The organism is Tianweitania aestuarii, from assembly GCF_018457165.1.
GTDB lineage: Bacteria > Pseudomonadota > Alphaproteobacteria > Rhizobiales > Rhizobiaceae > Tianweitania > Tianweitania aestuarii.
Genome location: NZ_JAFMNX010000001.1, coordinates 747203 through 770811 on the forward strand (window position 1 = coordinate 747203; position 23609 = coordinate 770811).

Here is a 23609-nt window from a genome sequence, read left to right on the forward strand (position 1 = left end):
TTCGGATCGGCCGCGCCGCCCATGACGGGATCAGGGGAAAAGACGCTCGGTCGTCCAGTCGCCTTCTTGCCGGCTGAAGACCACACGGTCATGCAAGCGGTAGGGCATGTCGCGCCAGAACTCGATGGTTTCGGGCACGATGCGGAAGCCCGACCAATGCGGCGGGCGGGGGATGTCGCCGTCGCCATAGCGTTCCGTCACTTCCGCAACCGATCGTTCCAGCGCTTCGCGGCTTTCCAGCGGCCGCGACTGCTGCGACGCCCAGGCACCGATCCGGCTGCCACGCGGCCGCGATGCGTAGTAAGCGTCGGCTTCTGCGTCGGACACGCGCTCGACCTTACCGCGAATGCGCACCTGGCGCCGCAGCGACTTCCAGTGAAAGCACATGGCAGCCTTGTGCGCGGACAGGATTTCCTGCCCCTTGGCGCTCTCATAATTCGTGTAGAAGGTAAAGCCTCGGCCGTCGAACTCCTTCAACAGAACCATGCGCACATTCGGCATGCCTGAAGGATCGACCGTGGCAACGGCAACCGCATTGGGATCGTTGATCTCGGTAAGTGTGGCTTCGTCGAGCCACTTGCCGAATATCTCGAAAGGATTTTGCGATGCGGCAAAGTCACTGCTTGTTAACGGTGTGTCGTTCACTATCCTGTCCTGACTCGAAATCCGTAAACGGAGATTGCCGATTGTCGCGTCCTGCGCAACCCGCCGATATGGATAGCACCGGATGGCGCTCCAGCAACGCACCACTTCGCACGAAGCGGTTGTCCAGTGGACGTTCGGCATGCTTGCTCGGCTGTCTTGCGCTGACATCGATGCTGGCGGGCTGCGGCATGTCCGTGAACAAGGCGGAGGATGTCGGTTTGACGACGTCGAGCGTGGCGACACCGGCGCCTGACACGCAGATGGCATCCGACCAGTCGATCATCCGCAATGCGGTGTCGGCAACCGATCTCCAGTCGGTGGGTCAGGGCGGCGTTTCCTGGGCCAACACCGATACCGGCTCGCGCGGAGCGATTTCGAGCATTTCCGAATATGCCGAGTCCAATTCCGGCCTGACTTGCCGCAAGTTCGTCGTGTCGCGTGAAAGCTATAATGGCGTCAGCCTGTATGACGGCGATGCCTGCCTGGTGAACGGCGGCGCATGGCAATTGCGCGCCTTCAAGAGCATGTAAGCGGCACTTCGTTTCGCAAAAGCCCTTTAATTCACGGTTTCGAGATCGCATATTGGCGATAACTTCCGTTAACCCGGTCACATCACCATGCGCGATCCTTATGAAGTGCTGGGCGTCAGCAAGGACGCCTCGGCCAAAGACATCAAATCGGCGTTTCGCAAGCTCGCCAAGAAGTATCATCCCGACCAGAATCCGGATGATCCGAAGGCGAAGGAACGCTTCAACGCTGCCAACCAGGCCTATGAGATCGTCGGCGAAGACGATAAGCGCCGGCAATACGACCGCGGCGAGATAGACGCCGAAGGCAAGCCGCGCTTCCAGGGCTTCGAAGGTGCAGGGGCGGGCGGCGGTGATCCGTTCGGCCAGTTCCGACAGCGCGGCGGCGCGGGCAACTCGCATTTCGAGTTCCGCTCCGGTGGTGCGACGGACGACATTTTCAGCGAGATTTTCGGCCAGGCCTTCGGTCGCGGTGGCGCGGCCGGTGCGGGTCCGCGCGGACCAGCGCCGAAGGGCGCCGATCTCAATGCGACGATGCAGGTCTCGATCGAGGATGTGGTCGCAGCCGCAAAGGTCGAGGCGCTTTTCCCAGGCGGCCGCCGTATCGCGGTGAAGCTGCCGTCCTATGTCGATGACGGGCAAACCATCCGCCTGAAAGGGCAGGGTGATCCGTCGCCTTATGGCGGTGAGCCCGGCGATGCGCTGGTAAAGATCGTTTACGCGCATCATCCTCGCTATCGCATCGAAGGTCGCGACCTTCATGTCGATCTGCCGGTTTCGCTTCGGGATGCCGTACTTGGCGCCAAGGTTGCCGTGGAAACGCCGTTGGGCAAGCTTGCCGTCACCGTGCCGGCATGGTCGAGCTCCGACAAGGTTCTGCGCCTCAAGGGCCGCGGCCTGCCGGTGAAAACCGGCGGCCATGCCGATCTCTACGTGCATGTCCGCATCATGCTCGATGCGAGCGACCATGAGCTGGAGCATCTGCTGCGGGCACGAGAGGCGTAAACCGGCGGGGATCAGGCTGCCGGAGGCACCGGCTCCTTTTCGCGGTTGCGCAGGATGAAGCGCTGCACCTTGCCGCTCGGCGTTTTCGGCAGTTCCGTGACGAACTCGATCTCGCGTGGATAAGCGTGGGCGGACAGGCGCTTCTTGACGAAGGTCGAGAGCTCGTCGGCCAGACCGTCTGAGGCGACACCGGGCTTCAGCACGATAAAGGCTTTGACGATCTCGGTGCGTTCGGGATCGGGCTTGCCGATCACCACGGCTTCTACAACGGCCGGATGTTCCACCAGCGCGCTTTCCACGTCGAACGGGCCGATGCGATAGCCTGACGAGGTGATCACGTCGTCGTTGCGGCCAACGAAGCTGATATGGCCGCTGGCTGCGCGCTCGGCGGTGTCGCCGGTGCGATAAAAGCCGTCTGCGATCGAAGGCGTGTTCTGGCGGTAATAGCCGTCGAACCACATCAGGGGTGAGCGGCTGAGATCGACGGCGAGGTCGCCGGGCGTGTTCGGCGGCAGTTCGGTGTTGTCTTCGCCGATCACCGTGACATGGAAGCCCGGCATCGGCAGGCCGGCGGCACCAGGGCGTACGTCGTGGCTGAGGCCATGGTGCGAGTTCACCACCATTCCGGTTTCGGTTTGCCCGTAATGATCATAGATCGGTGCGCCGAGATTGGCGGCAAACCAGCGGATGACCTCTGGGTTGAGCGGTTCGCCCGCGCTGGACACGACGCGCAGCTTGCCTTTCAGCGGTGCTGCCGCATCTTCACCGGCCGCGATCAACAGACGGAAAGCAGTGGGCGCACCGGCGAGATTGTTGATGCCATGCGACTGGATCAGCCGGTAGGTGCTTTCGGCCGTGAATGGACCATCATAGAAGGTCGTCGCGTGGCCGATGAGCAATGGTCCGGTGACGGCATAATACAGGCCATAGGCCCAACCGGGATCGGCGATGTTCCAGAAGACATCGTCGGGCTGAAGATCGATGGCGGTGCGCATATAGACGTCGAAGCTGAGCAGCGCGTGGATGGGCACCGGCACGCCCTTGGGCAGACCCGTGGTGCCTGAGGTCGACATCATCATCATCAGATCGTCGCCGCGCCGCATGACCGGTGAGAAGTCGGCGCTTTGTTTGGCGAGCATGGCGCCCAGATCATCGTCGCCGGCGCCAACAGTCTCGCCCTTTTCGGCGCGAAGAAAGACGCCAACACGCGGTGTGTCGGCGATGTCGGCGAGCTTGGGCCGGTTGACGGCGTCGGTCACCACCAGCTTCGCTTCGCTCATCTTCAAGCGATGGTCGATCGCCTTCGGACCGAAAGCAGTGAAGAGCGGCTGATAGATCGCGCCTGCGCGCCATGTGCCGAGGATGGTGGTGAGAAGGTCCGGCGTGCGCGGCAGCATGCCGGCCACGACATCGCCTGCGCCGATGCCGACGGACTGGAGATAGTTGGCGAACTGGGCCGCGCGGTCGCGCAGGTCTTCAAAGGAAAACTGTTCGCGCCGGCCGTCCTGGTTTTCGTAATCGAGTGCCAGACGGTTGGAGCCGACATGGCGATCGCAGCATTCGACACAGGCATTGATGCCGTGTTCCAGGTCGCCCTGAAGTGTCGCGGCGAGCTCATCTGCGCTGAACCGGGAAACTACATCCTCATAGGTCAGCGTTTCGTTTCCTCCCATTCCCGTCATCACGCCTCCTCAAGCATGTCGTGCAATGCAGCCAACGGTTGGCCACAAGGCCCTTGGCTTGCCATCAAATAGTGTGCAGAACGCCTAAGCAAGGGGCGTTACAGCGCCTCGCACCGCATCGAACAGGATCGTGGCTGCTTGAAGCGGTTGTAGGGCTGTGCGATAGGGCGGCCACTCAATTTGATGAACAGGAGCGCGGGTATGGCGGTCGGAAATAACTTGATGGCTGGCAAGCGCGGTCTGATTTTCGGTGTCGCGAACAATCGTTCGATTGCCTGGGGCATCGCCAAGGCACTTGCCGACCAGGGCGCGGAGATCGCGCTGACCTATCAGGGTGATTCGCTGCGCAAGCGCGTGGAACCCCTGGCTGCCGAACTCGGCGCGACCGTCGTCGGTCATTGCGACGTGACCGATATGGCCACGATCGATGCCGTGTTCGACGTGGTGAAGGAAAAGTGGGGCAAGATCGATTTCGTCGTGCATGCCGTTGCTTTCTCCGACAAGGACGAGCTGACCGGCCGTTACGTCGACACCACGCGCGACAACTTCCTGCGCACGATGGACATTTCCGCTTATTCCTTCACGGCCATCGCCAAGCGCGCCGAGCCGCTGATGACGGATGGCGGCTCGATCCTGACGCTGACTTATTACGGCGCCGAAAAGGTCATGCCGCATTACAACGTCATGGGCATCGCCAAGGCAGCGCTCGAAGCCAGCGTGCAGTATCTCGCCGTCGATCTCGGTGGGTCCGAGATCCGCGTCAACGCGATCTCGGCGGGTCCGATCAAGACGCTGGCCGCATCCGGCATCGGCGACTTCCGCTACATCCTGAAGTGGAACGAATACAATGCGCCGTTGAAGCGCACGGTCACGATCGAGGAAGTGGGCGACAGCGCGCTTTACCTCCTGTCCGACCTTTCGCGCGGCGTGACCGGCGAAGTCATGCATGTCGATTCCGGCTATCATGTCGTCGGCATGAAGGCGGTCGACGCGCCCGACATCTCCGTGGTCAAGGAATAAGAACCAGGTGGTTCGGCCGCTCTGCTACTTCATCCGTCACGGTGAAACCGACTGGAACGCGGAAGGGCGGCTTCAGGGCCAGGCCGACCGCGATCTGACGGAAAAGGGTAGGGAGCAGGCCACCGGTAACGGTATCAAGCTCAAGAGCCTGATCAGCGATGGTTCAGGCTTCGACTTTGTATCGAGCCCGATGATCCGTACGCGCCACACAATGGAACGCGTGCGCGATGCCATGGGGCTTGATCCCAAGGCTTACCGGACCGACCCGCGCTTGAAGGAACTGAGCTTCGGCGACTGGCAAGGCTTCACCTTTGCCGAACTGGAAGAAACGACGCCCGGCCTTCGTGACGAGCGCAGCCGCGACAAGTGGAACTACCTGCCGCCGGGCAAGGGCGCCGAAAGCTACGCGCTTTTGGCGGAGCGCTTGAACGGCTGGCTGGTCGAGGTCGATCAACAAACGGTCTGCGTCGCCCATGGCGGCATCGTTCGTGCACTCTTCCATCTGCTTGGGCAGGCCGATGATCTGGCCGCCAGCGCGATGGACATTCCGCAAGACCGGATCCTGCGGATGGAGAATGACCGGCTCACCTGGATCTGAGCCGGCCGGAACCGATCATTGGTCGGGCAACTGCATGTCGGTGATCAGCTTCTCGCCCTTGACCTCGTCATAGGCGATCACGACGTCCATGCCTTCTTCAAGCGCCGAGACATCGAACTCGCCGGGCAGCTTGAACTTCTCACCGTCTTCCAGCGTGATGGTCATGGCGGTACGGTCGATGCTCTTGATGGCGCCGTCCGTGTCGGCTGCCTGCGCACCAACCATCGACAGAAGCAGGAGGGCGGCAGCGGTTAAACCGGTCTTCATGTTAATCCTCAAAGCGGCTGGCACTGATGCGAAGCAGGTTGCTGCTTCGACCCCCACAAGAACGAAGACAATGTGTCAAAAATAGAAGGCACTGAGCCGCCGCCGGTTTGACCCCTGCCGCAATCGCTCCTAGAAGCGCGGCAGCCTTCTTTTGTCGTCCGCGGAAATCCCATGTCGCACAACACCTTTGGCCATCTTTTTCGGGTTACCACCTGGGGCGAAAGCCATGGTCCGGCTTTGGGCTGCGTTGTCGACGGCTGCCCGCCCGGCTTGCGCTTCAAGCTGGAAGATGTGCAGCGCGAACTCGATCGCCGTAAGCCCGGACAATCGCGCTTCGTCACGCAGCGCCGCGAGCCGGATGAGGTCCGGATCCTGTCCGGCGTGCTGCCTGATGGAGATGACGGTCATCTCGTCACGACCGGCACGCCCATTTCCATGCTGATCGAAAATGTCGACCAGCGCTCGAAGGATTACGGCGACATCGCCCAGCAATATCGTCCTGGCCATGCCGATTACGCCTATGACGTGAAGTACGGCGTGCGCGATTATCGCGGCGGGGGCCGGTCCTCGGCGCGTGAAACGGCGGCGCGCGTGGCAGCAGGCGCTTTGGCGCGGCTCGTTGTCCCCGGTCTCAATGTGCGCGGTGCGCTGGTCGCCATGGGCGACAAGGAGATTACCCGCGCCAACTGGGACTGGGACTTCGTGGAAAGCGCGGAAAACCCCTTCTTCACGCCCGATCCCGGCTCGGTTCCGGTTTTTGCTGATTACCTCGACGGCATCCGCAAGAACGGCTCCTCTGTTGGCGCGCTGATCGAGATCGTTGCGGAAGGCGTTCCGGCGGGTCTCGGCGCGCCGCTCTATGCCAAGCTCGACGCGGATATTGCGGCTGGTCTGATGTCGATCAATGCCGTCAAGGGTGTCGAGATCGGCGACGGCTTTGCCACCGCTAAAATGACCGGCGAAGAGAATGCCGATGAAATGCGCGGCGGCAATGATGGCCAGCCCCGTTTCCTCGCCAACCATGCCGGCGGCATTCTCGGTGGCATCTCGACCGGCCAGCCGATTGTGGCGCGCTTTGCCGTGAAACCGACCTCATCGATCCTGACGCCGCGCCAGTCGGTTGATCGCAGCGGCCAGGAAGTCGACATCATGACCAAGGGCCGTCACGATCCATGCGTTGGCATTCGCGCAGTGCCGATCGGTGAAGCCATGGTCGCCTGCGCGATTGCCGATCATTATCTGCGCCATCGCGGCCAGACCGGCCGTATCTGAAGGTGCGCGATCTCAGCTTCCAGCTGATGCCGCGTTTCACGTCACGCTCGATCAGCCTATAAGGCAAGTCATGACCACGCGCCTGTATTCCCATCCGATCTTTCTCGAGCATCTGACGCCCCCCGGCCATCCCGAGCGTCCGGATCGGATGCGGGCGATTGCGCGCCGCCTCGAGGATCCGGATTTCGATGCCCTCGATCGCGTCGAGCCCGACGCCGCCGATGAGCAGCTCGTGCTGCTCGCCCATCCCGAAAGCCACCTCAAGCGCATCAAGGCGGCCGTGCCGGAAGAGGGGATTGCCCGCATCGATTCCGACACGACGCTGAGCCCGCGTTCGTTTGAAGCGGTGATGACGGCGATCGGCGCGGCGAATGCGGCGGTGGATGATGTGTTTGCAGGCACCGTGGACAACGTCTTCGTTTCGGCGCGTCCACCTGGCCATCATGCCGAAGCGGAAAAGGCGATGGGGTTCTGCTTCTTCAACCAGGCCGCGATCGCCGCGCGCTATGCACAAGAGCGTCACGGCGCCGAACGCGTCGCGATCATCGACTGGGACGTGCATCACGGCAACGGCACGCAGGACATCTTCCAGGACGATCCGAGCGTGATGTATTGCTCCACGCACCAGATGCCCTTGTTTCCGGGTACGGGTGCCAAGAATGAGACCGGCGTCGGCAACATCGTCAACGCGCCGCTCAGCGCCCGCGACGGCGGCAGCCAGTTCCGCGATGCGTTCAACAGCCGCGTCCTGCCCGCTTTGGCGAACTTCCGGCCGGATCTCGTGATCATCTCGGCTGGCTTCGACGCTCATCACCGCGATCCGCTCGCCGAGATCAATCTGGTGGAAGACGATTTCGACTGGGCGACCGGCAAGCTGATGGATGTGGCTTATCGCTCCGCCAATGGCCGCCTGGTGAGCCTGCTGGAAGGTGGCTACGACCTCGAAGGTCTGTCGTCCTCGGTGGCGGCACATGTGAAACGATTGATGAAGGGCTGACCGATGGCCGAAAACGAAGACATCAAAGCCATGACGTTCGAGCAGGCGCTGGCCGCCCTCGAACAGATCGTGGATGATCTGGAGCGCGGCGACGTGCCGCTCGACCAGTCGATCCGCATCTATGAGCGCGGCGAAGCGCTGAAGGATCACTGCGACCGTTTGCTCAAGGCAGCCGAAGCCAAGGTGGAAAAAATCCGCCTGTCGCGCGAAGGCAAGCCACTCGGCGTCGAGCCGCTCGATCCGGAGTAGAAACAGGCGCAATCCGCTTTTTCTGATTGGTCTGCGGAAACGCAGGTTTCCGGCAGCGCGTCGATTTGCGTGCGCGATCCTGGCTGAAACAACGCTGATCCCGCTGCTGTGATGCGGCAAACGCGCGTGATTTGTTTACAACTGGGGCATGCGGCCCTATTTCCGGGCAGATCACGACGGCAAGGTAACAAGAGTGCAGCCTTCTCCCCAGACCCCGCTTCTCGACAAGGTCCGGCTTCCGGCCGATCTTCGCGCGCTTCCTGAAAACGAGCTGCCGCAGCTCGCTTCCGAACTGCGCACCGAAATGATCGACGCCGTTTCGCAGACCGGTGGGCATCTCGGCGCGGGTCTCGGCGTCATCGAACTGACGGTCGCGCTGCATTACGTATTCGACACGCCGGCCGACAAGATCATCTGGGATGTCGGCCATCAGGCCTATCCGCACAAGATCCTGACCGGCCGCCGCGACCGTATCCGCACCTTGCGCCAGGAGCACGGCCTGTCTGGCTTCACCAAGCGCTCGGAGAGCGAATACGACCCGTTTGGCGCGGCCCATTCCTCGACCTCGATCTCGGCCGGCCTCGGCATGGCTGTGGCGCGCGATCTTTCGGGGGGCAAGAACAACGTCATCGCGGTGATCGGCGACGGCGCAATGTCGGCAGGCATGGCCTATGAAGCCATGAACAATGCCGGTGCGCTGGATGCGCGCCTGATCGTCATCCTCAACGACAACGACATGTCGATCGCCCCGCCCTCGGGTGCGATGAGCGCCTATTTGGCGCGGCTCGCATCCGGCAAGGCCTATTCGGAAATCCGCGACATCGGCAAGAAGCTGACCGGCTATCTTGGCCGCCGCGTCGAGCGCACGGTGACACGCGCCGTTGAACATGCGCGCGGTTTTGTGACCGGCGGCACCATGTTCGAGGAACTCGGCTTCTACCATATCGGCCCGATCGACGGGCACAATCTCGAGCATCTCGTACCGGTGCTCAAGAATGTACGCGACAACGGCGACGGCCCGGTGCTGATCCATGTCGTGACCAAGAAGGGCAAGGGCTACGCGCCGGCGGAAGCGGCTGCCGACAAGTATCACGGCGTCAACAAGTTCGACGTCATCACCGGCGCGCAGGCCAAGGCGCCCGCCAATGCGCCGGCTTACACCCGCGTTTTCGCCGAAAGCCTCGTGACGGAAGCCGAGCTCGACGACAAGATCGTGGCAGTCACCGCAGCCATGCCGAGCGGCACGGGCCTTGATCTCTTCGGCGAAGCTTTTCCCAAGCGCACCTTCGATGTCGGCATCGCCGAACAGCATGCCGTGACCTTTGCGGCAGGTCTCGCGACAGAAGGCTACAAGCCCTTCTGCGCGATCTATTCGACCTTCCTGCAGCGCGCCTATGACCAGGTCGTGCATGATGTCGCGTTGCAGAACCTGCCCGTGCGCTTTGCAATCGATCGCGCCGGCTTTGTTGGCGCCGATGGCGCGACCCATGCCGGTGCGTTCGACACGACCTATCTCGGCTCGCTGCCGAACATGGTGATGATGGCCGCTGCCGACGAGGTCGAGCTCAAGCACATGGTGCGCACGGCAGCCGAATATAACGAAGGCCCGATCGCCTTCCGCTATCCGCGCGGCAACGGCGTCGGCATCGAAATGCCCGAGCGCGGTTCGGTGCTGGAGATCGGCAAGGGTCGGGTGATCCGCGAGGGCACCAAGGTGGCGCTGCTGTCATTCGGCACGCGCTTGGCCGATTGCCTGCTGGCAGCCGACGAACTCGATGCCGCCGGTCTCTCGACCACGGTTGCCGATGCGCGCTTTGCCAAGCCGATCGACCGGGATCTGGTGCGTCGTCTTGCTCGGGACCATGAAGTGCTGATCACGGTGGAAGAGGGCGCCATCGGCGGCTTCGGCACGCAGGTGCTCCATTACCTTGCGCTTGAAGGTCTGCTCGACAATGGCTTGAAGGTTCGTCCGCTCGTTTTGCCGGATCTCTTCGTCGACCATGCCAAGCCGGAAAAGATGTATGCCGATGCGGGCCTTGATTCTGCAGGCATCGTGAGCTCTGTCTTCGGTGCGCTCGGACGCAATCAGAACGCCGCACGCGCCTGAGCTTGCTATCCCCGCCTGCTTCGGCCATGGAGCGGGGATGCCAGGCAAAACCACCCAGCGTCTCGATGAACTGCTTGTTGCGCGCGGTTTGTTCGCCAGCCGATCGCGCGCCAGCGATGCCGTGAAGCGCGGCACCGTGCGCGTGAGCGATGCGGTGGTGACCAAGGCGGGCCAGTTGATCGATCCGGCAGCGACGCTCAGCGTCGACGATCCCGCGCAAGGCTATGTGTCGCGCGCTGCGCTCAAGCTCATAGCCGGTCTTGATCATTTCGGCATCGAGGTCAGCGGCAAGACGGTTCTCGATCTCGGCGCGTCCACCGGCGGCTTCACGCAGGTCGCGCTGGAACGTGGGGCTGCAAGCGTGTTTGCTGTTGATGTCGGTCATGGCCAGCTGCATCCGAGTCTGGCAAGCGATCCACGCGTCACCTCGATTGAAAACAAGAACGCGCGAGAGCTGAGCGTTGCCGATCTCGGTGGCGCAGCGATCGATCTCATCGTCTGCGATGTCAGCTTCATATCGCTGACGCTTGCGCTGCCGCCCGCGCTCGACCTCGCAGCACCCGGTGCCGCGGGCGTGTTTCTGGTCAAGCCGCAATTCGAGGCTGGTCGGGATGCGATCGGTAAGGGTGGTTTGCTGAAGGATCCGGCAGAAGCGCCACGCACCGCCGAGCGGCTACGGCTCTGGCTCGATGCGCAACCCGGCTGGACCGCAACTGGACTGACCCCGAGCCCCATCGAAGGCGGCGACGGCAACAAGGAATTCCTGCTCGGCGGGAAGAAAAGCATATGAGCACGCAATATCGTATCGGCCATCTCGGCGCGCAGGGCGACGGCATCGCCAACACCGAGCGCGGACCGGTCTTCATTCCCTTCACGCTGCCCGGCGAAACCGTAACGGCTGCCGTGAACAAGGATCGCGGCGATCTGATCGCCATCCAGGAGGCGGCGGATAACCGCGTCGAGCCGCCGTGCCGGCATTTCGGCACCTGCGGCGGCTGCCAGTTGCAACACATGGCGACGCCGGATTACCTCGCCTGGAAACGCAACAAGGTGGTTCAGGCGCTCAAAAGCCAGCGGCTTGAGCCGGATGTCGGCGACATAGTCCCATGTGCGCCGCACAGCCGCCGACGCGTCACCTTTGCCGTTCGCAAGGTCGAAGCGGGAATGCTGCTCGGCTACAACCGCCATCTGTCGCACGAGATCATCGACATCACGGAATGCCCGATCAGCGTTCCGTCGATCGTTGAAGCGCTTGAATCACTGCGCGCAGTGGCGCGGCTAAGCTGTTCAACGAACAAGCCTTTTCGCATGACCGTAACCGCCACCGTGTCGGGTCTGGATGTTGCGCTGTTCGAAAGCGGCAAGCTCGACGATGCCGCGCGCAAGACGATCGCCGACTTCGCCCTTGCCAGCCGCTTTGCCCGTGTGTCCGTTGATGGCGAGATCATCGTCGAACCGACCAAGCCGCAGGTGTCGATGGGCGCATCGGTGGTGACCTTCCCGCCGGGCGGCTTTCTTCAGGCCGTTGCCTCGGCAGAAGACGCAATGGTCAGTCTGGTGCTGGATCATGTCGGAAAGTCTAAGCGTGTCGCAGATCTCTTTGCGGGATCGGGCGCGTTTTCGCTGAGGCTTGCAACTCGCTCCGAGGTTCACGCCGTGGAAGGCGAGGCGGCTCCGTTGGCGGCGCTCGACCGCGCGTTCCGCTTCACGCCGGGCCTGAAGCGCGTCACCACGGAAAAGCGCGATCTGTTCGAACGCCCGCTGACCACCAAGGAGCTGGACAAGTTCGACGCCGTGGTGTTCGACCCGCCGCGCGCCGGCGCCGAATTTCTTTGCAAGCAGCTGGCAAAAAGCCAGGTGCCGAAAGTCGCCGCCGTGTCCTGCAATCCGCTGACGCTTGCGCGGGATCTGGCGATCCTCACTGCCGGCGGCTATCGCGTCACTTCCGTCACGCCCGTGGATCAGTTCCTTTGGTCGAGCCATGTGGAAGCCGTGGCGCTGCTGGAAAAGCCGAAGAAGCGGCGTTAAGCGCCAAGCAGTTCCTCCACAAAGGCTGGCACCAGTTCCGTGGCGCGGCCACGTCGCACGTCATCGAAAGCGTTGTCATGATCGGTGGGCTCTAAATTGAGCTCCGCCGTATGCGCCCCGTTCGCCTGCGCTTCTTCCACGAAGCCGGCCGCCGGATACACGCTGCCGCTTGTGCCGATCGCAACGAAGAGATCGCAGCGCTGCAGCGCTTCCTGGATTTCGTCCATATGGTAGGGCATTTCGCCGAACCACACGATGTCCGGCCGCAAGGTGCCGGTTGCGCCGCAATGGCTGCAATAATCGAAGGTGGTGAGATCGCCGCGCTCCTCGCGATGCGTGCCGCACTTTGTGCAGAACACCTTGGTCAGCTCGCCATGCATGTGAAGAAGGTTGGTGCTGCCGGCGCGCTCATGCAGATCGTCGATGTTCTGCGTAACAACGAGGACGCTGCCTGTGAACTCCTGTTCCAGCCGGGCCAGAGCCCGATGCGCGACATTCGGTTCAACCGTCTTCAGACCAGCGCGGCGCTCGTTGTAGAAGCCATGAACGCGCTCGGGATCGCGGGCAAAGGCCTGCGGCGTCGCCACATCGCGCAGATCCACCTTCGACCAGATGCCGCCCTTGTCGCGAAACGTGTCGACGCCTGATTCGGCGGAGATGCCCGCGCCGGTCAGGATCACCACGGAGGAAAAAGGCATCGGCTGGCTTTCCGGAACGGCATTCAAGCTGGCGTGATTTGAGGTTTGCGCGTAGATTATCCATATAGCTATCAAACCATGCGCAAATTGCGAGAAGAAATGACAGCTCTCGTTTTGACCGATCTCAGCGATACGCAGTCGCCCTTTCTGTCCCCGCGCCGTGTTTCCGAGGTTCTCGGTGTCACGCTGACGGAACTGGCCGGGTTGATCGGTATCGCCCGCAACACGCTGACCGCCAAAAGCGGCGCTCGCAAGGTCGACGCAGCCTTGAGCCCGGTTGTGCGCATTCTCGCCATGGCCGGCGAAATGGCTGGCGGTGAACAGCGCGCCGCAATCTGGTTCAAGCACCAGCCGCTGCCGGGTTGGGCCGGCAAGACCGCTTATGACCTTGTGCGCGAAAACAAGGCCGACAAGGTGCTGGCCTATCTGGAGGCCGTGCGCTCCGGCGTTTATGCCTGATGCGCTGACACTTTGGCGCGCCTTCGTGCCGCGTTGGGCCTATCTGCCGCTGTCGGGTGAGGGCGCGTCGCGCTTCGGAGGCCGCTGGAACCCGGTGGGCACGCCAACCATCTATGGCGCGCGCGAACTCTCAACGGCATGGGCGGAATACAATCAGGGCTTGGCGCAGCATCCCGCCTTGATTGCGCAATTGACCCTCGCGAAGGCCAAGCTGCTCGATCTCACGGACAACGCGGTGCTCGACAGCCACGACTTTCCCCGAAACATCCATGCCTGCGAGTGGCGCGCCGATCTTGATGAAGGCCGTGTGCCCGCGACGCATGCGCTGCAACAACGTCTTGCTGCCGACGGGTTCGATGGCGTGATCTATCCTTCGTTCATGTCGCCGGGAGGAAGTTGTGTCGCTTTGTGGCGCTGGAACGAAAAAGGCGCGCCCAGGCTCGATATTGTCGATCCCGATGCGCGCCTGCCGAAATCTCCGGCGTCCTGGCTCTAGGCCTGCGTGCCGCCCACCGTCATCTGGTCCATGCGCAGATGCGGCTGGCCGACGCCGACCGGCACGCCCTGGCCGGCCTTGCCGCACATGCCGATGCCGGTGTCGAGCTTCATGTCGTTGCCGATCATCGACACGCGATGCATCGCATCCGGTCCGTTGCCGATCAGCATGGCGCCCTTGATCGGTCGCGTCACCTTGCCGTTTTCGATCATGTAGGCCTCGGTGCAGCCGAACACGAACTTGCCTGACGTGATATCCACCTGGCCACCGCCGAACGATACGGCATAGATGCCGTTCTTCACCGACGCGATGATCTCTTCCGGCGTCTTGTCGCCTGCGGTCATGTAAGTGTTCGTCATGCGCGGCATGGGCTGATGCGCGTAAGATTCGCGCCGTCCGTTGCCTGTCGGCTGCATGCCCATCAGCCGCGCATTTTGGCGATCCTGCATGTAGCCGACGAGTTTGCCGTCTTCGATCAGAACGGTGCGGTTAGTCGGTGTGCCTTCGTCATCGATGGTCAGCGAACCGCGCCGCTCGGCAATCGTGCCGTCATCCACGACAGTCACGCCTTTGGCGGCAACCTGCTGCCCCATCAGGCCTGCAAAGGCAGACGTCTTCTTACGGTTGAAATCACCCTCCAGCCCATGGCCGACCGCCTCATGCAGCATCACGCCGGGCCATCCCGCGGACAAAACGATATCGAACGTGCCGGCGGGGGCAGGGGAAGCTTCAAGATTGACCAAGGCTTGGCGCAGCGCTTCCTTCGCGCCGAAACGCCAGGAGTCATCGGCAATGAACGCGCCGAACCCTTTGCGTCCGCCGATGCCGTATGAGCCGCTTTCCTGCCGGTCGCCTTCGCCAACAACCACGGAAATGTTCATCCGCACCAGCGGACGAATGTCATGAACCAGCCGGCCATCGGCGCGCAGGATTTCGATCTGCTGCCAGGAGGCGACGAGCGAAGCGGTGACCTGCCGGACGCGCGCATCTTCGGCGCGAACAAAGGCGTCGATCTCCTGAAGCAGCTTCGCCTTGTCGGCAAAGGCCGGTTCGATCAGGGGATTGTCGTCGCCATACAGTTTGCGATTCGTGCCTTGCGGCGCGTCGGCCAGCGTCCCGGAATATCCGGCCTTCACCGCGGCCACCGCACTGGCTGCACGGGCAACGGCGGCTTCCGACAATTCGCTGGCATGGGCATAACCGGATGCTTCACTGGCCACGGCACGCAGCCCAAAGCCACGATCCGTGTTGTAGCTTGCCGTTTTCAGCCTGCCATTATCGAACATCAGCGCTTCGCTTTCGCTTTGTTCGAGATAAAGCTCGCCGTCATCTGCACCCTGCAGCGTATCGGCGAGCATCTGCCGCAGCCGATCTTCGGAACAATCGAATTGGCTGATCAGGGACTTGGACATGAATTCGGACTCACTTTGCGAAGCAACTGCCCCAGAAGTAGGGTCTGCCGCCGCCACAATCCAGCCGAAGCGGTCCGACGCTTCGGTTCAACGCGTGCGCATCAAGGATGCCGTCAGGGCAGCGCGGCGAAGCCTTCGCCGAAGCCGTTCAGCTCCACGGGAATGCCGATGCCTTCTTCCGGCGTCTGGAACACGATGAAGGTCGCGGCTTTGCCGTTCTTCAGCGTGTCGAGCAGAGGCTGTTCCAGGATTACCTCGGCATAACAGCCGTCCTGGAAGCAGCGAACGAAATAAGCGCGGCCGATATCCTTGCCGTCGACATTGAGGCCAAGGCCGTTTGGCAAAAGCACGCCGAGCGGGGCCAGAACGCGCAGGATCTCGGCCTTGTTGTCGGCCGTGCGCAGCACCACGACGGAAAGCCCGATCTCGGGGCGGTCTTCTGCAACCACGTTCTGCATCATCGCGCATTGCTCTGACGTCGCACCGGCCGGCGTGTCGCAGATGATCGACCACGCGCCGTGGCTGGAGCGCACGGCACCGGTTGGTGCCGCCTGCTGCGCGACGGCGGGAAGGGTGCCTGCCAAAGGCGAGGCAAGAAGCAGACTGAAGGCGAGCGGCCTCAAAAAGCGCATCAGGGGAAGGTCTCCAACCGAATCATCGCAATCTAGCCTGCAGCCTTCGCATGGAAATCAAAGCGCTGTCAGCGGCAGATCAGCATGCAACCACCACAGATTTATGTGAATCAACCTGAACTCGAGTTCCTGCTCAGCTTCAGAACGCAATGGCAGGTTGTTGATCCAACACGAACAAAATGCCGCATCCAGCAGAATCGTGGCTTTCTTGCGGACGCCAAGAGAGTATGATTTGAACAGGCTGGAGAGAACTGGGAGTCTGTGCGTGTGCATGCCGCATGCCGACGCGCGTCCCAGTCAGGGTGTCCGGGAGATGACGATCACCATGAAGAAAGTGACAGGCGCGGCTGCCGCGATGGTTTTGTTGTCGGGTGCGGCTGCTTTTGCCGCCCAGCCAACGCCGTGGCAGACCGACTTCCAGCCGGCGGCTTCGCCGATCATGGAAAGCATCACGTGGTTCGAGAACTACACGCTGTGGTTCATCATTCCCGTCACACTGCTCGTGCTGGTGCTTCTGGCCTGGTGCATTGTGCGCTTCCGCGCCAGTGCGAACCCGACGCCGTCGCGCACCAGCCACAACACGATCATCGAGGTCATCTGGACCGTTGGTCCGGTTCTGATCCTTTTGTGCCTGGCGATCCCGTCTTTCCAGCTGTTGACGGCGCAATATACGCCGCCGGAAGAGCCCGCCTTGACGGTGAAGGCGATCGGCAACCAGTGGAACTGGGACTACGAATATCAGGTTGAAACGCCGCTGACCTTCAACTCGGCTTTGCTGCTGGATGAAGATCGCGCTGCCGCTGGCAAGGAAGATCGTGGCGCTTACCCACGTCTGCTCGCCGTGGACAACGAAGTGGTGGTGCCGGTGGATGCGACGGTGCGCTTGCTGGTGACCGGGAGCGACGTCATTCACTCCTTCGCAATGCCGGCTTTCGGCGTGAAGGTGGATGCCGTTCCCGGTCGCATCAACGAGACCTGGTTCAAGGCGACCAAGGAAGGTCTTTATTACGGCCAGTGCTCCGAGCTTTGCGGCAAGGATCACGCTTACATGCCGATCGCGATCCGCGTCGTGACGCCGGACCAATATCAGACATGGCTCGCGGCAGCGGCTACGGATCTCGGTGGCGCCAATCGCGCCCTGATGGCCTCGGTCGACGCCCAGAACAAGATTGCTTCGGCCGGCGAGTAACTCGCAACAGCCGGACGGAAGGAGACGGAGCGGAATCATGGCAGGCGCTGCAACCCACCACGATGCCCATAGCGATCATCGGCCCACGGGCTGGACGCGTTGGGTATATTCGACCAACCACAAGGACATCGGCACGCTCTACCTGATCTTCGCGATCACGGCCGGCATCATCGGCGGCGCTTTGTCGATGATGATGCGCTGGGAGCTGCAGGAGCCGGGCATCCAGATCTTCCACGGTCTGGCAGGCATGGTTTATGGCATCGATGGCGACGCCGCGATCGACGCCGGCAAGTCGATGTACAACGCCTTCACCACGGCGCACGGCCTCGTCATGATCTTCTTCATGGTCATGCCCGCGCTGATCGGCGGTTTCGCCAACTGGATGGTGCCGATCATGATCGGTGCGCCGGATATGGCGTTCCCGCGCATGAACAACATTTCCTTCTGGCTGCTTCCGCCGGCTTTCCTCCTGCTACTCATGTCCTTGTTCATGCCAAGCGCGCCTGGCGCTCACGGCGTTGGCGGCGGCTGGACGATCTACCCGCCGTTCTCGACGTCGGGCCAGCCGGGACCGGCCGTGGATATGGCGATCCTGTCGCTGCACATCGCGGGCGCGTCGTCGATCCTTGGTGCGATCAACTTCATCACCACGATCTTCAACATGCGCGCACCCGGCATGACCATCCACAAGATGCCGCTGTTTGCATGGTCGGTGCTGATCACCGCCTTCCTTCTGCTTCTGTCCTTGCCGGTTTTGGCTGGCGGCATCACCATGCTGCTGACGGACCGCAATTTCGGCACGGCCTTCTTTGCGCCGGAAGCCGGTGGTGATCCGATCCTGTTCCAGCATCTGTTCTGGTTCTTCGGTCACCCGGAAGTTTACATCCTGATCCTGCCGGGCTTCGGCATCATCAGCCACATCGTGTCGACTTTCTCGCGCAAGCCGGTGTTCGGTTACCTCGGCATGGCCTACGCCATGGTCGCGATCGGCGTGGTAGGCTTTGTCGTGTGGGCGCACCACATGTACACCACCGGTCTGTCGCTCGACACGCAGCGCTATTTCGTGTTCGCCACGATGGTGATCGCGGTGCCGACCGGCGTGAAGATCTTCTCCTGGATCGCCACCATGTGGGGCGGTTCGATCTCCATGCGCACACCCATGCTGTGGGCGATCGGCTTCATCTTTCTGTTCACCGTCGGCGGTGTGACGGGCGTTCAGCTGGCCAATGCTGGTCTCGATCGTTCGCTGCACGACACCTATTACGTCGTGGCGCACTTCCACTACGTGCTGTCGCTGGGTGCGGTGTTCGCGATCTTCGCGGGCTGGTACTACTGGTTCCCGAAGATGTTCGGCTACATGTACTCGTCGGCTATCGCCCGCGTGCACTTCTGGCTGATGTTCATCGGCGTGAACCTGGTGTTCTTCCCGCAGCACTTCCTCGGTCTGGCTGGCATGCCGCGCCGCTACATCGATTATCCGGATGCGTTTGCAGGCTGGAACATGGTGTCGTCCTATGGCGCATACCTGTCGGGCTTCAGCGTCCTGATCTTCCTGTATGGCGTGTTTGAAGCCTTCTCGAAGAAGCGCATCGCCGGCAACAACCCATGGGGCGAAGGTGCCACCACCCTGGAATGGCAGCTGTCTTCGCCGCCGCCGTTCCACCAGTGGGAGCAGCTGCCGCGCATCAAGTAAGGCGGTTGAACGAACTTCGACCCGGGCTGCAACAGTCCGGGTCCAGACCTTTGGATAACAGTCAATGAGCATGGTTGAACAAACCGCGACGCTGGTTCCGGAAGTGGGCCCAGAGGTTGGATTGTCGGAAGCAACGGCAGGCGATTTCATCGCCTTGTTGAAGCCGCGCGTCATGTCGCTGGTTGTGTTCACGGCGTTTGTCGGCCTCATGGCCGCGCCTGTTCCCTTCGATCCTTTGTTTGCCGCAATCGCCATTCTCTCGATCGCGATCGGTGCCGGCGCATCCGGCGCGTTGAATATGTGGTATGACGCGGATATCGACCGCCTCATGAGCCGCACCGCCCGTCGCCCAGTACCCGCCGGCCGTATGCTTCCAGGCGAGGCGCTCGGCTTCGGTCTGGTTCTATCTTTCTTGTCGGTGATGACGCTTGGCCTGCTGGTGAATTGGCTCGCCGGCGGCCTGCTCGCTTTCACCATCTTCTTTTATGCCGTGATTTACACGATGTGGTTGAAGCGCTGGACGCCGCAGAACATCGTCATCGGCGGAGCCGCCGGTGCGTTCCCGCCGGTTGTCGGCTGGGCTGCAGCCACCGGCTCGGTGAGCCTGGAAAGCATCATCCTGTTTTCGATTATCTTCCTGTGGACCCCGCCGCACTTTTGGGCGCTCGCGCTCTTCAAATCCGGCGACTACGGCCGCGCCGGTATTCCGATGATGCCGAATGTTGCCGGTGAAGCGTCGACGCGGCTCCAGATCTTCATCTACACCCTCATCGTTGCGCCGATCGGTATTCTTCCTTGGGTGCTCGGCTATGCATCCGCAGGCTACGGCATTGTCGCAACGGCGCTTGGCGCGGGCTTCATCTATTACGCCTGGGGCGTGTTCCGCATGGCGCCGGCTGATCGCGTCATGCTGCCGGCAAAACGCATGTTCGGCTTTTCCCTGCTTTATCTGTTCGGCATCTTTGCCGCCTATCTCGCTGACAGCTTGGTCGCGCGCTTTCTTGCAGCAGGCATTTTCTGATGTCGGGCGAGCGCAACCAGTTCGAAGAAACGGTCAAACTGACGGACAAGCAGCGCAAGGCACGTCGCAGCCGGTCCGTTGCGATTGCCATCGGCTTGGCCATTCTCGTCGTGATCTTCTACGTGGCGACGATCGCGAAGTTTGGTCCGTCGCTGCTCAGCAGGCCGCTTTGATCCATGGCTACAAACAGCAAACCCGTTGATCCGAAACGCCGCGCAAATGTCCGCATCGCGGTTGGCTGCGCGACGTTTTTCGCTGCCATGATCGGCGCAGCCTATGCATCGGTCCCTTTGTACCAGATGTTCTGCCAGGTCACTGGTTACGGCGGCACGACGCAGCGCGTGGAGCAGTATTCGGACACCGTGCTCGACCGCGACATCACGGTGCGCTTCGATGCCAATGTCAGCGGCGGTCTGCCGTGGAAGTTTCAGCCTGACCAGCGTGACGTGACGATCAAGATCGGTGAAACGACGCAGATCGGCTATACGGCCACCAATCCATTCTCGACGCCGACCGCGGGCAAGGCCACGTTCAACGTGACGCCGGAACTCGCCGGCGCTTACTTCAACAAGGTCGAATGCTTCTGCTTCACGGATACGACCCTGAAGCCGGGCGAGACCCTGGACATGCCGGTCGTGTTCTTCGTCGATCCAGCGATCGTCGATGATCCTGACATCAAGAACATCAGAACAATTACCTTGTCTTACACGTTCTTCCCCTTGCCAGCCGGCGCGCCGGTAGCGGCCAACGCTGCGGCTGGAAAAGAGGGAAGTGCTGCGGGAAGCAAGGTTTCCAGCGATAATCTCGGGGGTTGATATGGCTGAGGCGCACGCCAAAAATCACGATTACCACATCATAGACCCAAGCCCGTGGCCATTCACGGCTTCGGTCGGTGCGTTGCTCATGGCGCTCGGCGGCGTGGGTTGGATGCAGGGGCTGAAGGGCAACGAGTTCGGTCTGCTCGGCATTCCGCTGAACAATCCATGGCTCTTCGTCGTCGGCCTGGCGGTCATCCTTTACACGATGTTCGGCTGGTGGTCGGACACGATCAAGGAAGGCCACGAAGGTCATCACACCCGCGTGGTGTCGCTGCATCTGCGCTATGGCATGATCATGTTCATCGCCTCCGAGGTGATGTTCTTCGTTGCCTGGTTCTGGGCCTTCTTCGATGCGAGCCTGTTTCCGGGTGAGGTCGCACAGGTTGCGCGCACCGAATATACGGGTGGTCAGTGGCCACCAGCTGGTATCGAGGTGCTCGATCCCTGGCACCTGCCGCTTTACAACACGGTGATCCTGCTTCTGTCGGGCACCACAGTGACCTGGGCGCACCACGCGCTGTTGCACAACGACCGTAAGGGCCTCGTGTCCGGTCTGGTGCTGACCGTCGGATTGGGCGTGCTGTTCTCCTTCGTGCAGGCCTATGAATACATGCACGCGCCGTTTGCCTTCGCGGACTCGATCTACGGCGCGACCTTCTACATGGCGACCGGCTTCCATGGCTTCCATGTGTTCGTCGGCACCATCTTCCTGCTGGTCTGCTTGATCCGCGCCATGAAGGGTGACTTCACGCCCAAGCAGCATTTCGGATTCGAAGCCGCTGCCTGGTACTGGCACTTTGTGGACGTGGTCTGGCTGTTCCTGTTTGCCACGATCTATGTCTGGGCATCAGCTGGCGCGACGATCGCGACCGCACACTGAAGCACACATCATGCTAAGAGACGGGCGGCTGCGCGAGCGGCCGCCTTTTTCGTTTTCGGAGACATGAGCGTTGGCAGTTCAGCAGAGCGACGGACAGTCCGCAGCGACGGAACCCACCTCCAAGGCTCGGCTTTGGATCTTTGGCGTCTTGGTCCTGGCTGCGATGGGGCTTCTGCTTGCCTTAGGCACCTGGCAGGTGGAACGTCTGGCCTGGAAAGAAGGCTTGCTCGCGCGCATCACCAGCCAGCTTGCTCAGCCGCCGGTTGCGCTTGCAACCGTCGAAGCCGCCCAAGCCACAGGCGAGCCGATCGAATATCGCCCCGTCAGCCTCACCGGCACGTTCCTGCATGATCGCGAACGCCATTTCTTCGCGACCTATGCGGGGCAGTCCGGCTTCTATGTTTACACGCCCCTGCGGTTGGCCGATGGACGGGTCGTCTTCGTCAATCGCGGCTTTGTGCCGTATGACCGGAAGAATGCGGCCACGCGCGCCGAAGGGCAGGTAGAAGGCGAAGTGACGATCACCGGGCTGGCACGCGAAAGGCTGGACGGAAAGCCGTCATGGCTGGTGCCGACCAATGATCCGGCAAAGAACATCTTTTACTGGAAAGACCTCGACGCCATGGCTGCGAGTGCAGGGATCAGTGCGCCGGTGCTGCCCTTTTTCGTGGATGCCAACACCGCGCCGAACCCCGGTGGCTTGCCGGTCGGCGGGGTCACCATCATCGATTTGCCGAACAATCATCTGCAATATGCCGTGACCTGGTATGGCCTTGCCTTGGCGCTGGCCGGCATTTGCGTGGCCATGTGGCTGCGTCGCAACAAGCCGGCTGACTCCACCTAACCTTGACAGAGCCACTCCCAGACCTCATGTCCGGCGCGGCCCATGTGAGCGTTTCTATGTCCCTGTTTTCCCCTGCCAAGCCTGCTTTGACGATCCGCCTGTGCGAGCCCCGTGGGTTCTGCGCCGGTGTCGATCGCGCGATCCAGATCGTTGTCTTGGCGCTGAAGAAATACGGCGCGCCGGTCTATGTTCGCCACGAGATCGTGCATAACCGCTTCGTGGTGCAGGGCCTGCAGGAGCGCGGCGCCATTTTCATCGAGGAACTGCACGAGATCCCGCCTGAACACCGCGAACGTCCGGTCGTGTTTTCCGCGCATGGCGTCCCGAAATCGGTTCCGGCGGATGCGCAGGCGCGCAACCTGTTTTATCTCGATGCGACCTGTCCGCTGGTTTCCAAGGTTCACAAGCAGGCCATGCGCCATCAGCGCCTCGGCCGCCATGTCGTGCTTGTCGGCCATGCCGGGCACCCCGAGGTGATCGGCACGATGGGGCAGTTGCCGGAGGGTGCGGCCACGTTGATCGAAAGCGAAGCGGATGTGCAGAGCTTTACGCCTGCTGATCCAGAGCAGCTCGGTTTCGTCACGCAAACGACGCTGTCGGTGAGCGATACGGCCGGCATTATTGCCCGGCTGCAGGAACGCTTCCCGGCGATCCAGGCGCCTTCGGCCGAATCGATCTGCTATGCCACGACCAACCGGCAGGAAGCGGTGAAGGAAACGGCGGAAGGCACCGACTTCTTCCTCATCGTCGGCGCACCCAATTCCTCGAACTCGAAGCGGCTGGTGGAAGTGGCTGAACGGGCAGGGGCCAAACGGGCCTTGTTGGTGCAGCGTGCTTCCGAAATCCCTTGGGACGAAATCGAAACGATCGGCACGCTTGGGCTTTCGGCCGGCGCGTCCGCGCCGCAGATCATCGTCGACGAGATCGTCGATGCCTTCAACGAACGTTTCAACGTGTCCATCGATCTGGCCGTGACCGCGGTCGAGGACGAGAATTTTCCGGTTCCAAGCGTCCTTCGCGACATGCCGCTGCTGCCAGCCGACATGGCCTTCGTGAACGGAAACGCCTGA

The 23609-nt window shown here is 61.8% G+C and carries 26 protein-coding genes; 20 read left to right on the forward strand and 6 right to left on the reverse strand.

Annotated elements, in window-relative coordinates; genetic code table 11:
* Positions 1-30: 30 nt before the first annotated feature.
* Positions 31-645 carry a pyridoxamine 5'-phosphate oxidase gene (gene pdxH, locus JYU29_RS03550; protein ID WP_347879842.1) on the reverse strand — a complete coding sequence of 205 codons (615 nt, stop codon included), beginning with the start codon at positions 643-645 and terminating at the stop codon, positions 31-33.
* Positions 646-833: 188 nt separating this feature from the next.
* Between pdxH and JYU29_RS03555 the strand changes: the two genes are divergently transcribed.
* Positions 834-1175, forward strand: a complete 342-nt coding sequence (locus tag JYU29_RS03555; protein WP_213983367.1) for an RT0821/Lpp0805 family surface protein — start codon at positions 834-836, stop codon at positions 1173-1175.
* A gap of 87 nt (positions 1176-1262) precedes the next feature.
* Positions 1263-2177: a DnaJ C-terminal domain-containing protein gene (locus JYU29_RS03560; RefSeq protein ID WP_213983368.1), complete on the forward strand. Its 915-nt coding sequence runs from the start codon at positions 1263-1265 to the stop codon at positions 2175-2177.
* 11 nt (positions 2178-2188) lie between these two features.
* Here JYU29_RS03560 and JYU29_RS03565 read toward each other — a convergent pair whose 3' ends face one another.
* Positions 2189-3859, reverse strand: a complete 1671-nt coding sequence (locus JYU29_RS03565) for an AMP-binding protein (protein ID WP_250157172.1) — start codon at positions 3857-3859, stop codon at positions 2189-2191.
* Between the two features lie 201 nt (positions 3860-4060).
* On the opposite strand from JYU29_RS03565, the gene fabI reads away from it, so the two are divergent.
* Both fabI and JYU29_RS03575 read left to right on the forward strand, forming a co-directional pair.
* Complete coding sequence (gene fabI, locus JYU29_RS03570) at positions 4061-4879, forward strand: enoyl-ACP reductase FabI (RefSeq protein WP_213983369.1); 819 nt, start codon at positions 4061-4063, stop codon at positions 4877-4879.
* 7 nt (positions 4880-4886) lie between these two features.
* Positions 4887-5477 carry a histidine phosphatase family protein gene (locus JYU29_RS03575; protein WP_213983370.1) on the forward strand — a complete coding sequence of 197 codons (591 nt, stop codon included), beginning with the start codon at positions 4887-4889 and terminating at the stop codon, positions 5475-5477.
* A 15-nt stretch (positions 5478-5492) separates the two neighbouring features.
* Here the strand turns inward: JYU29_RS03575 and JYU29_RS03580 are convergent, their stop codons facing one another.
* Positions 5493-5744, reverse strand: a complete 252-nt coding sequence (locus tag JYU29_RS03580; RefSeq protein ID WP_213983371.1) for a DUF1344 domain-containing protein — start codon at positions 5742-5744, stop codon at positions 5493-5495.
* Positions 5745-5915: 171 nt separating this feature from the next.
* Between JYU29_RS03580 and aroC the strand changes: the two genes are divergently transcribed.
* The 6 genes from aroC to JYU29_RS03610 all read left to right on the forward strand — a co-directional run bounded on the left by aroC (position 5916) and on the right by JYU29_RS03610 (position 12397).
* Entirely contained in the window at positions 5916-7016 is a 1101-nt protein-coding gene (gene aroC / locus JYU29_RS03585) for a chorismate synthase (RefSeq protein ID WP_213983372.1), read from the forward strand.
* Positions 7017-7086: 70 nt separating this feature from the next.
* Entirely contained in the window at positions 7087-8013 is a 927-nt protein-coding gene (locus JYU29_RS03590) for a histone deacetylase family protein (RefSeq protein ID WP_213983373.1), read from the forward strand.
* A gap of 3 nt (positions 8014-8016) precedes the next feature.
* Positions 8017-8262, forward strand: coding sequence for an exodeoxyribonuclease VII small subunit (locus JYU29_RS03595; RefSeq protein ID WP_189501111.1), 246 nt, complete (start codon positions 8017-8019; stop codon positions 8260-8262).
* A gap of 148 nt (positions 8263-8410) precedes the next feature.
* Complete coding sequence (gene dxs / locus JYU29_RS03600; protein WP_213983374.1) at positions 8411-10369, forward strand: 1-deoxy-D-xylulose-5-phosphate synthase; 1959 nt, start codon at positions 8411-8413, stop codon at positions 10367-10369.
* 37 nt (positions 10370-10406) lie between these two features.
* Positions 10407-11159 carry a TlyA family RNA methyltransferase gene (locus tag JYU29_RS03605; RefSeq protein ID WP_213983375.1) on the forward strand — a complete coding sequence of 251 codons (753 nt, stop codon included), beginning with the start codon at positions 10407-10409 and terminating at the stop codon, positions 11157-11159.
* Positions 11156-12397: a class I SAM-dependent RNA methyltransferase gene (locus JYU29_RS03610; protein ID WP_213983376.1), complete on the forward strand. Its 1242-nt coding sequence runs from the start codon at positions 11156-11158 to the stop codon at positions 12395-12397. Before JYU29_RS03605 ends, JYU29_RS03610 begins: the two co-directional genes overlap by 4 nt.
* On the opposite strand, the gene JYU29_RS03615 is transcribed toward JYU29_RS03610, so the two are convergent.
* Positions 12394-13095, reverse strand: a complete 702-nt coding sequence (locus JYU29_RS03615) for an NAD-dependent deacylase (protein ID WP_213983377.1) — start codon at positions 13093-13095, stop codon at positions 12394-12396. The two genes, JYU29_RS03610 and JYU29_RS03615, sit on opposite strands and share 4 nt — an antisense overlap.
* A gap of 99 nt (positions 13096-13194) precedes the next feature.
* Here JYU29_RS03615 and JYU29_RS03620 point away from each other — a divergent pair, with 99 nt between their 5' ends.
* Complete coding sequence (locus JYU29_RS03620; RefSeq protein WP_213983378.1) at positions 13195-13554, forward strand: antitoxin Xre/MbcA/ParS toxin-binding domain-containing protein; 360 nt, start codon at positions 13195-13197, stop codon at positions 13552-13554.
* Positions 13547-14050 (forward strand): RES family NAD+ phosphorylase, encoded by a 504-nt coding sequence (locus JYU29_RS03625; protein WP_213983379.1) that lies wholly within the window; start codon positions 13547-13549, stop codon positions 14048-14050. The genes JYU29_RS03620 and JYU29_RS03625 overlap by 8 nt, the downstream gene beginning before the upstream one ends.
* On the opposite strand, the gene tldD is transcribed toward JYU29_RS03625, so the two are convergent.
* On the reverse strand, positions 14047-15462 hold the full coding sequence (gene tldD / locus JYU29_RS03630) for a metalloprotease TldD (protein ID WP_213983380.1): 1416 nt from the start codon (positions 15460-15462) through the stop codon (positions 14047-14049). The genes JYU29_RS03625 and tldD overlap by 4 nt on opposite strands.
* A 113-nt stretch (positions 15463-15575) precedes the next feature.
* Complete coding sequence (locus tag JYU29_RS03635; protein ID WP_213983381.1) at positions 15576-16094, reverse strand: invasion associated locus B family protein; 519 nt, start codon at positions 16092-16094, stop codon at positions 15576-15578.
* A gap of 325 nt (positions 16095-16419) precedes the next feature.
* Between JYU29_RS03635 and coxB the strand changes: the two genes are divergently transcribed.
* The 8 genes from coxB to ispH all read left to right on the forward strand — a co-directional run bounded on the left by coxB (position 16420) and on the right by ispH (position 23609).
* The gene (coxB, locus tag JYU29_RS03640; RefSeq protein ID WP_213983382.1) at positions 16420-17283 is read left to right on the forward strand and encodes a cytochrome c oxidase subunit II; all 864 of its coding nucleotides are present in this window, start codon (positions 16420-16422) and stop codon (positions 17281-17283) included.
* A gap of 37 nt (positions 17284-17320) precedes the next feature.
* Positions 17321-18976 (forward strand): cytochrome c oxidase subunit I, encoded by a 1656-nt coding sequence (gene ctaD, locus JYU29_RS03645; protein WP_213983383.1) that lies wholly within the window; start codon positions 17321-17323, stop codon positions 18974-18976.
* Between the two features lie 64 nt (positions 18977-19040).
* A complete protein-coding gene (gene cyoE, locus JYU29_RS03650; protein ID WP_213983384.1) occupies positions 19041-19997 on the forward strand; it encodes a heme o synthase in 957 nt (318 codons plus the stop codon).
* Positions 19997-20170 (forward strand): hypothetical protein, encoded by a 174-nt coding sequence (locus JYU29_RS03655; RefSeq protein ID WP_213983385.1) that lies wholly within the window; start codon positions 19997-19999, stop codon positions 20168-20170. Before cyoE ends, JYU29_RS03655 begins: the two co-directional genes overlap by 1 nt.
* Before the next feature lie 3 nt (positions 20171-20173).
* Positions 20174-20812: a cytochrome c oxidase assembly protein gene (locus tag JYU29_RS03660; protein WP_213983386.1), complete on the forward strand. Its 639-nt coding sequence runs from the start codon at positions 20174-20176 to the stop codon at positions 20810-20812.
* A gap of 1 nt (position 20813) precedes the next feature.
* On the forward strand, positions 20814-21695 hold the full coding sequence (locus tag JYU29_RS03665; protein ID WP_213983387.1) for a cytochrome c oxidase subunit 3: 882 nt from the start codon (positions 20814-20816) through the stop codon (positions 21693-21695).
* Between the two features lie 163 nt (positions 21696-21858).
* Positions 21859-22539, forward strand: a complete 681-nt coding sequence (locus tag JYU29_RS03670; protein ID WP_213984244.1) for an SURF1 family protein — start codon at positions 21859-21861, stop codon at positions 22537-22539.
* Between the two features lie 56 nt (positions 22540-22595).
* Positions 22596-23609, forward strand: a complete 1014-nt coding sequence (ispH, locus tag JYU29_RS03675) for a 4-hydroxy-3-methylbut-2-enyl diphosphate reductase (RefSeq protein WP_213983388.1) — start codon at positions 22596-22598, stop codon at positions 23607-23609.

Excerpts from the sequence above, each read along its gene's own strand:
- JYU29_RS03555 (WP_213983367.1), top strand. The coding sequence starts at position 834 with ATGTCCGTGAACAAGGCGGAGGATGTCGGTTTGACGACGTCGAGCGTG.
- JYU29_RS03560 (WP_213983368.1), top strand. The coding sequence starts at position 1,263 with ATGCGCGATCCTTATGAAGTGCTGGGCGTCAGCAAGGACGCCTCGGCC.
- JYU29_RS03565 (WP_250157172.1), bottom strand. The coding sequence starts at position 3,859 with ATGACGGGAATGGGAGGAAACGAAACGCTGACCTATGAGGATGTAGTT.
- fabI (WP_213983369.1), top strand. The coding sequence starts at position 4,061 with ATGGCGGTCGGAAATAACTTGATGGCTGGCAAGCGCGGTCTGATTTTC.
- JYU29_RS03580 (WP_213983371.1), bottom strand. The coding sequence starts at position 5,744 with ATGAAGACCGGTTTAACCGCTGCCGCCCTCCTGCTTCTGTCGATGGTT.
- aroC (WP_213983372.1), top strand. The coding sequence starts at position 5,916 with ATGTCGCACAACACCTTTGGCCATCTTTTTCGGGTTACCACCTGGGGC.
- JYU29_RS03590 (WP_213983373.1), top strand. The coding sequence starts at position 7,087 with ATGACCACGCGCCTGTATTCCCATCCGATCTTTCTCGAGCATCTGACG.
- JYU29_RS03595 (WP_189501111.1), top strand. The coding sequence starts at position 8,017 with ATGGCCGAAAACGAAGACATCAAAGCCATGACGTTCGAGCAGGCGCTG.
- dxs (WP_213983374.1), top strand. The coding sequence starts at position 8,411 with ATGCGGCCCTATTTCCGGGCAGATCACGACGGCAAGGTAACAAGAGTG.
- JYU29_RS03605 (WP_213983375.1), top strand. The coding sequence starts at position 10,407 with ATGCCAGGCAAAACCACCCAGCGTCTCGATGAACTGCTTGTTGCGCGC.
- JYU29_RS03610 (WP_213983376.1), top strand. The coding sequence starts at position 11,156 with ATGAGCACGCAATATCGTATCGGCCATCTCGGCGCGCAGGGCGACGGC.
- JYU29_RS03615 (WP_213983377.1), bottom strand. The coding sequence starts at position 13,095 with ATGCCTTTTTCCTCCGTGGTGATCCTGACCGGCGCGGGCATCTCCGCC.
- JYU29_RS03620 (WP_213983378.1), top strand. The coding sequence starts at position 13,195 with ATGACAGCTCTCGTTTTGACCGATCTCAGCGATACGCAGTCGCCCTTT.
- JYU29_RS03625 (WP_213983379.1), top strand. The coding sequence starts at position 13,547 with ATGCCTGATGCGCTGACACTTTGGCGCGCCTTCGTGCCGCGTTGGGCC.
- tldD (WP_213983380.1), bottom strand. The coding sequence starts at position 15,462 with ATGTCCAAGTCCCTGATCAGCCAATTCGATTGTTCCGAAGATCGGCTG.
- JYU29_RS03635 (WP_213983381.1), bottom strand. The coding sequence starts at position 16,094 with ATGCGCTTTTTGAGGCCGCTCGCCTTCAGTCTGCTTCTTGCCTCGCCT.
- coxB (WP_213983382.1), top strand. The coding sequence starts at position 16,420 with ATGAAGAAAGTGACAGGCGCGGCTGCCGCGATGGTTTTGTTGTCGGGT.
- ctaD (WP_213983383.1), top strand. The coding sequence starts at position 17,321 with ATGGCAGGCGCTGCAACCCACCACGATGCCCATAGCGATCATCGGCCC.
- cyoE (WP_213983384.1), top strand. The coding sequence starts at position 19,041 with ATGAGCATGGTTGAACAAACCGCGACGCTGGTTCCGGAAGTGGGCCCA.
- JYU29_RS03655 (WP_213983385.1), top strand. The coding sequence starts at position 19,997 with ATGTCGGGCGAGCGCAACCAGTTCGAAGAAACGGTCAAACTGACGGAC.
- JYU29_RS03660 (WP_213983386.1), top strand. The coding sequence starts at position 20,174 with ATGGCTACAAACAGCAAACCCGTTGATCCGAAACGCCGCGCAAATGTC.
- JYU29_RS03665 (WP_213983387.1), top strand. The coding sequence starts at position 20,814 with ATGGCTGAGGCGCACGCCAAAAATCACGATTACCACATCATAGACCCA.
- JYU29_RS03670 (WP_213984244.1), top strand. The coding sequence starts at position 21,859 with ATGGGGCTTCTGCTTGCCTTAGGCACCTGGCAGGTGGAACGTCTGGCC.
- ispH (WP_213983388.1), top strand. The coding sequence starts at position 22,596 with ATGTCCCTGTTTTCCCCTGCCAAGCCTGCTTTGACGATCCGCCTGTGC.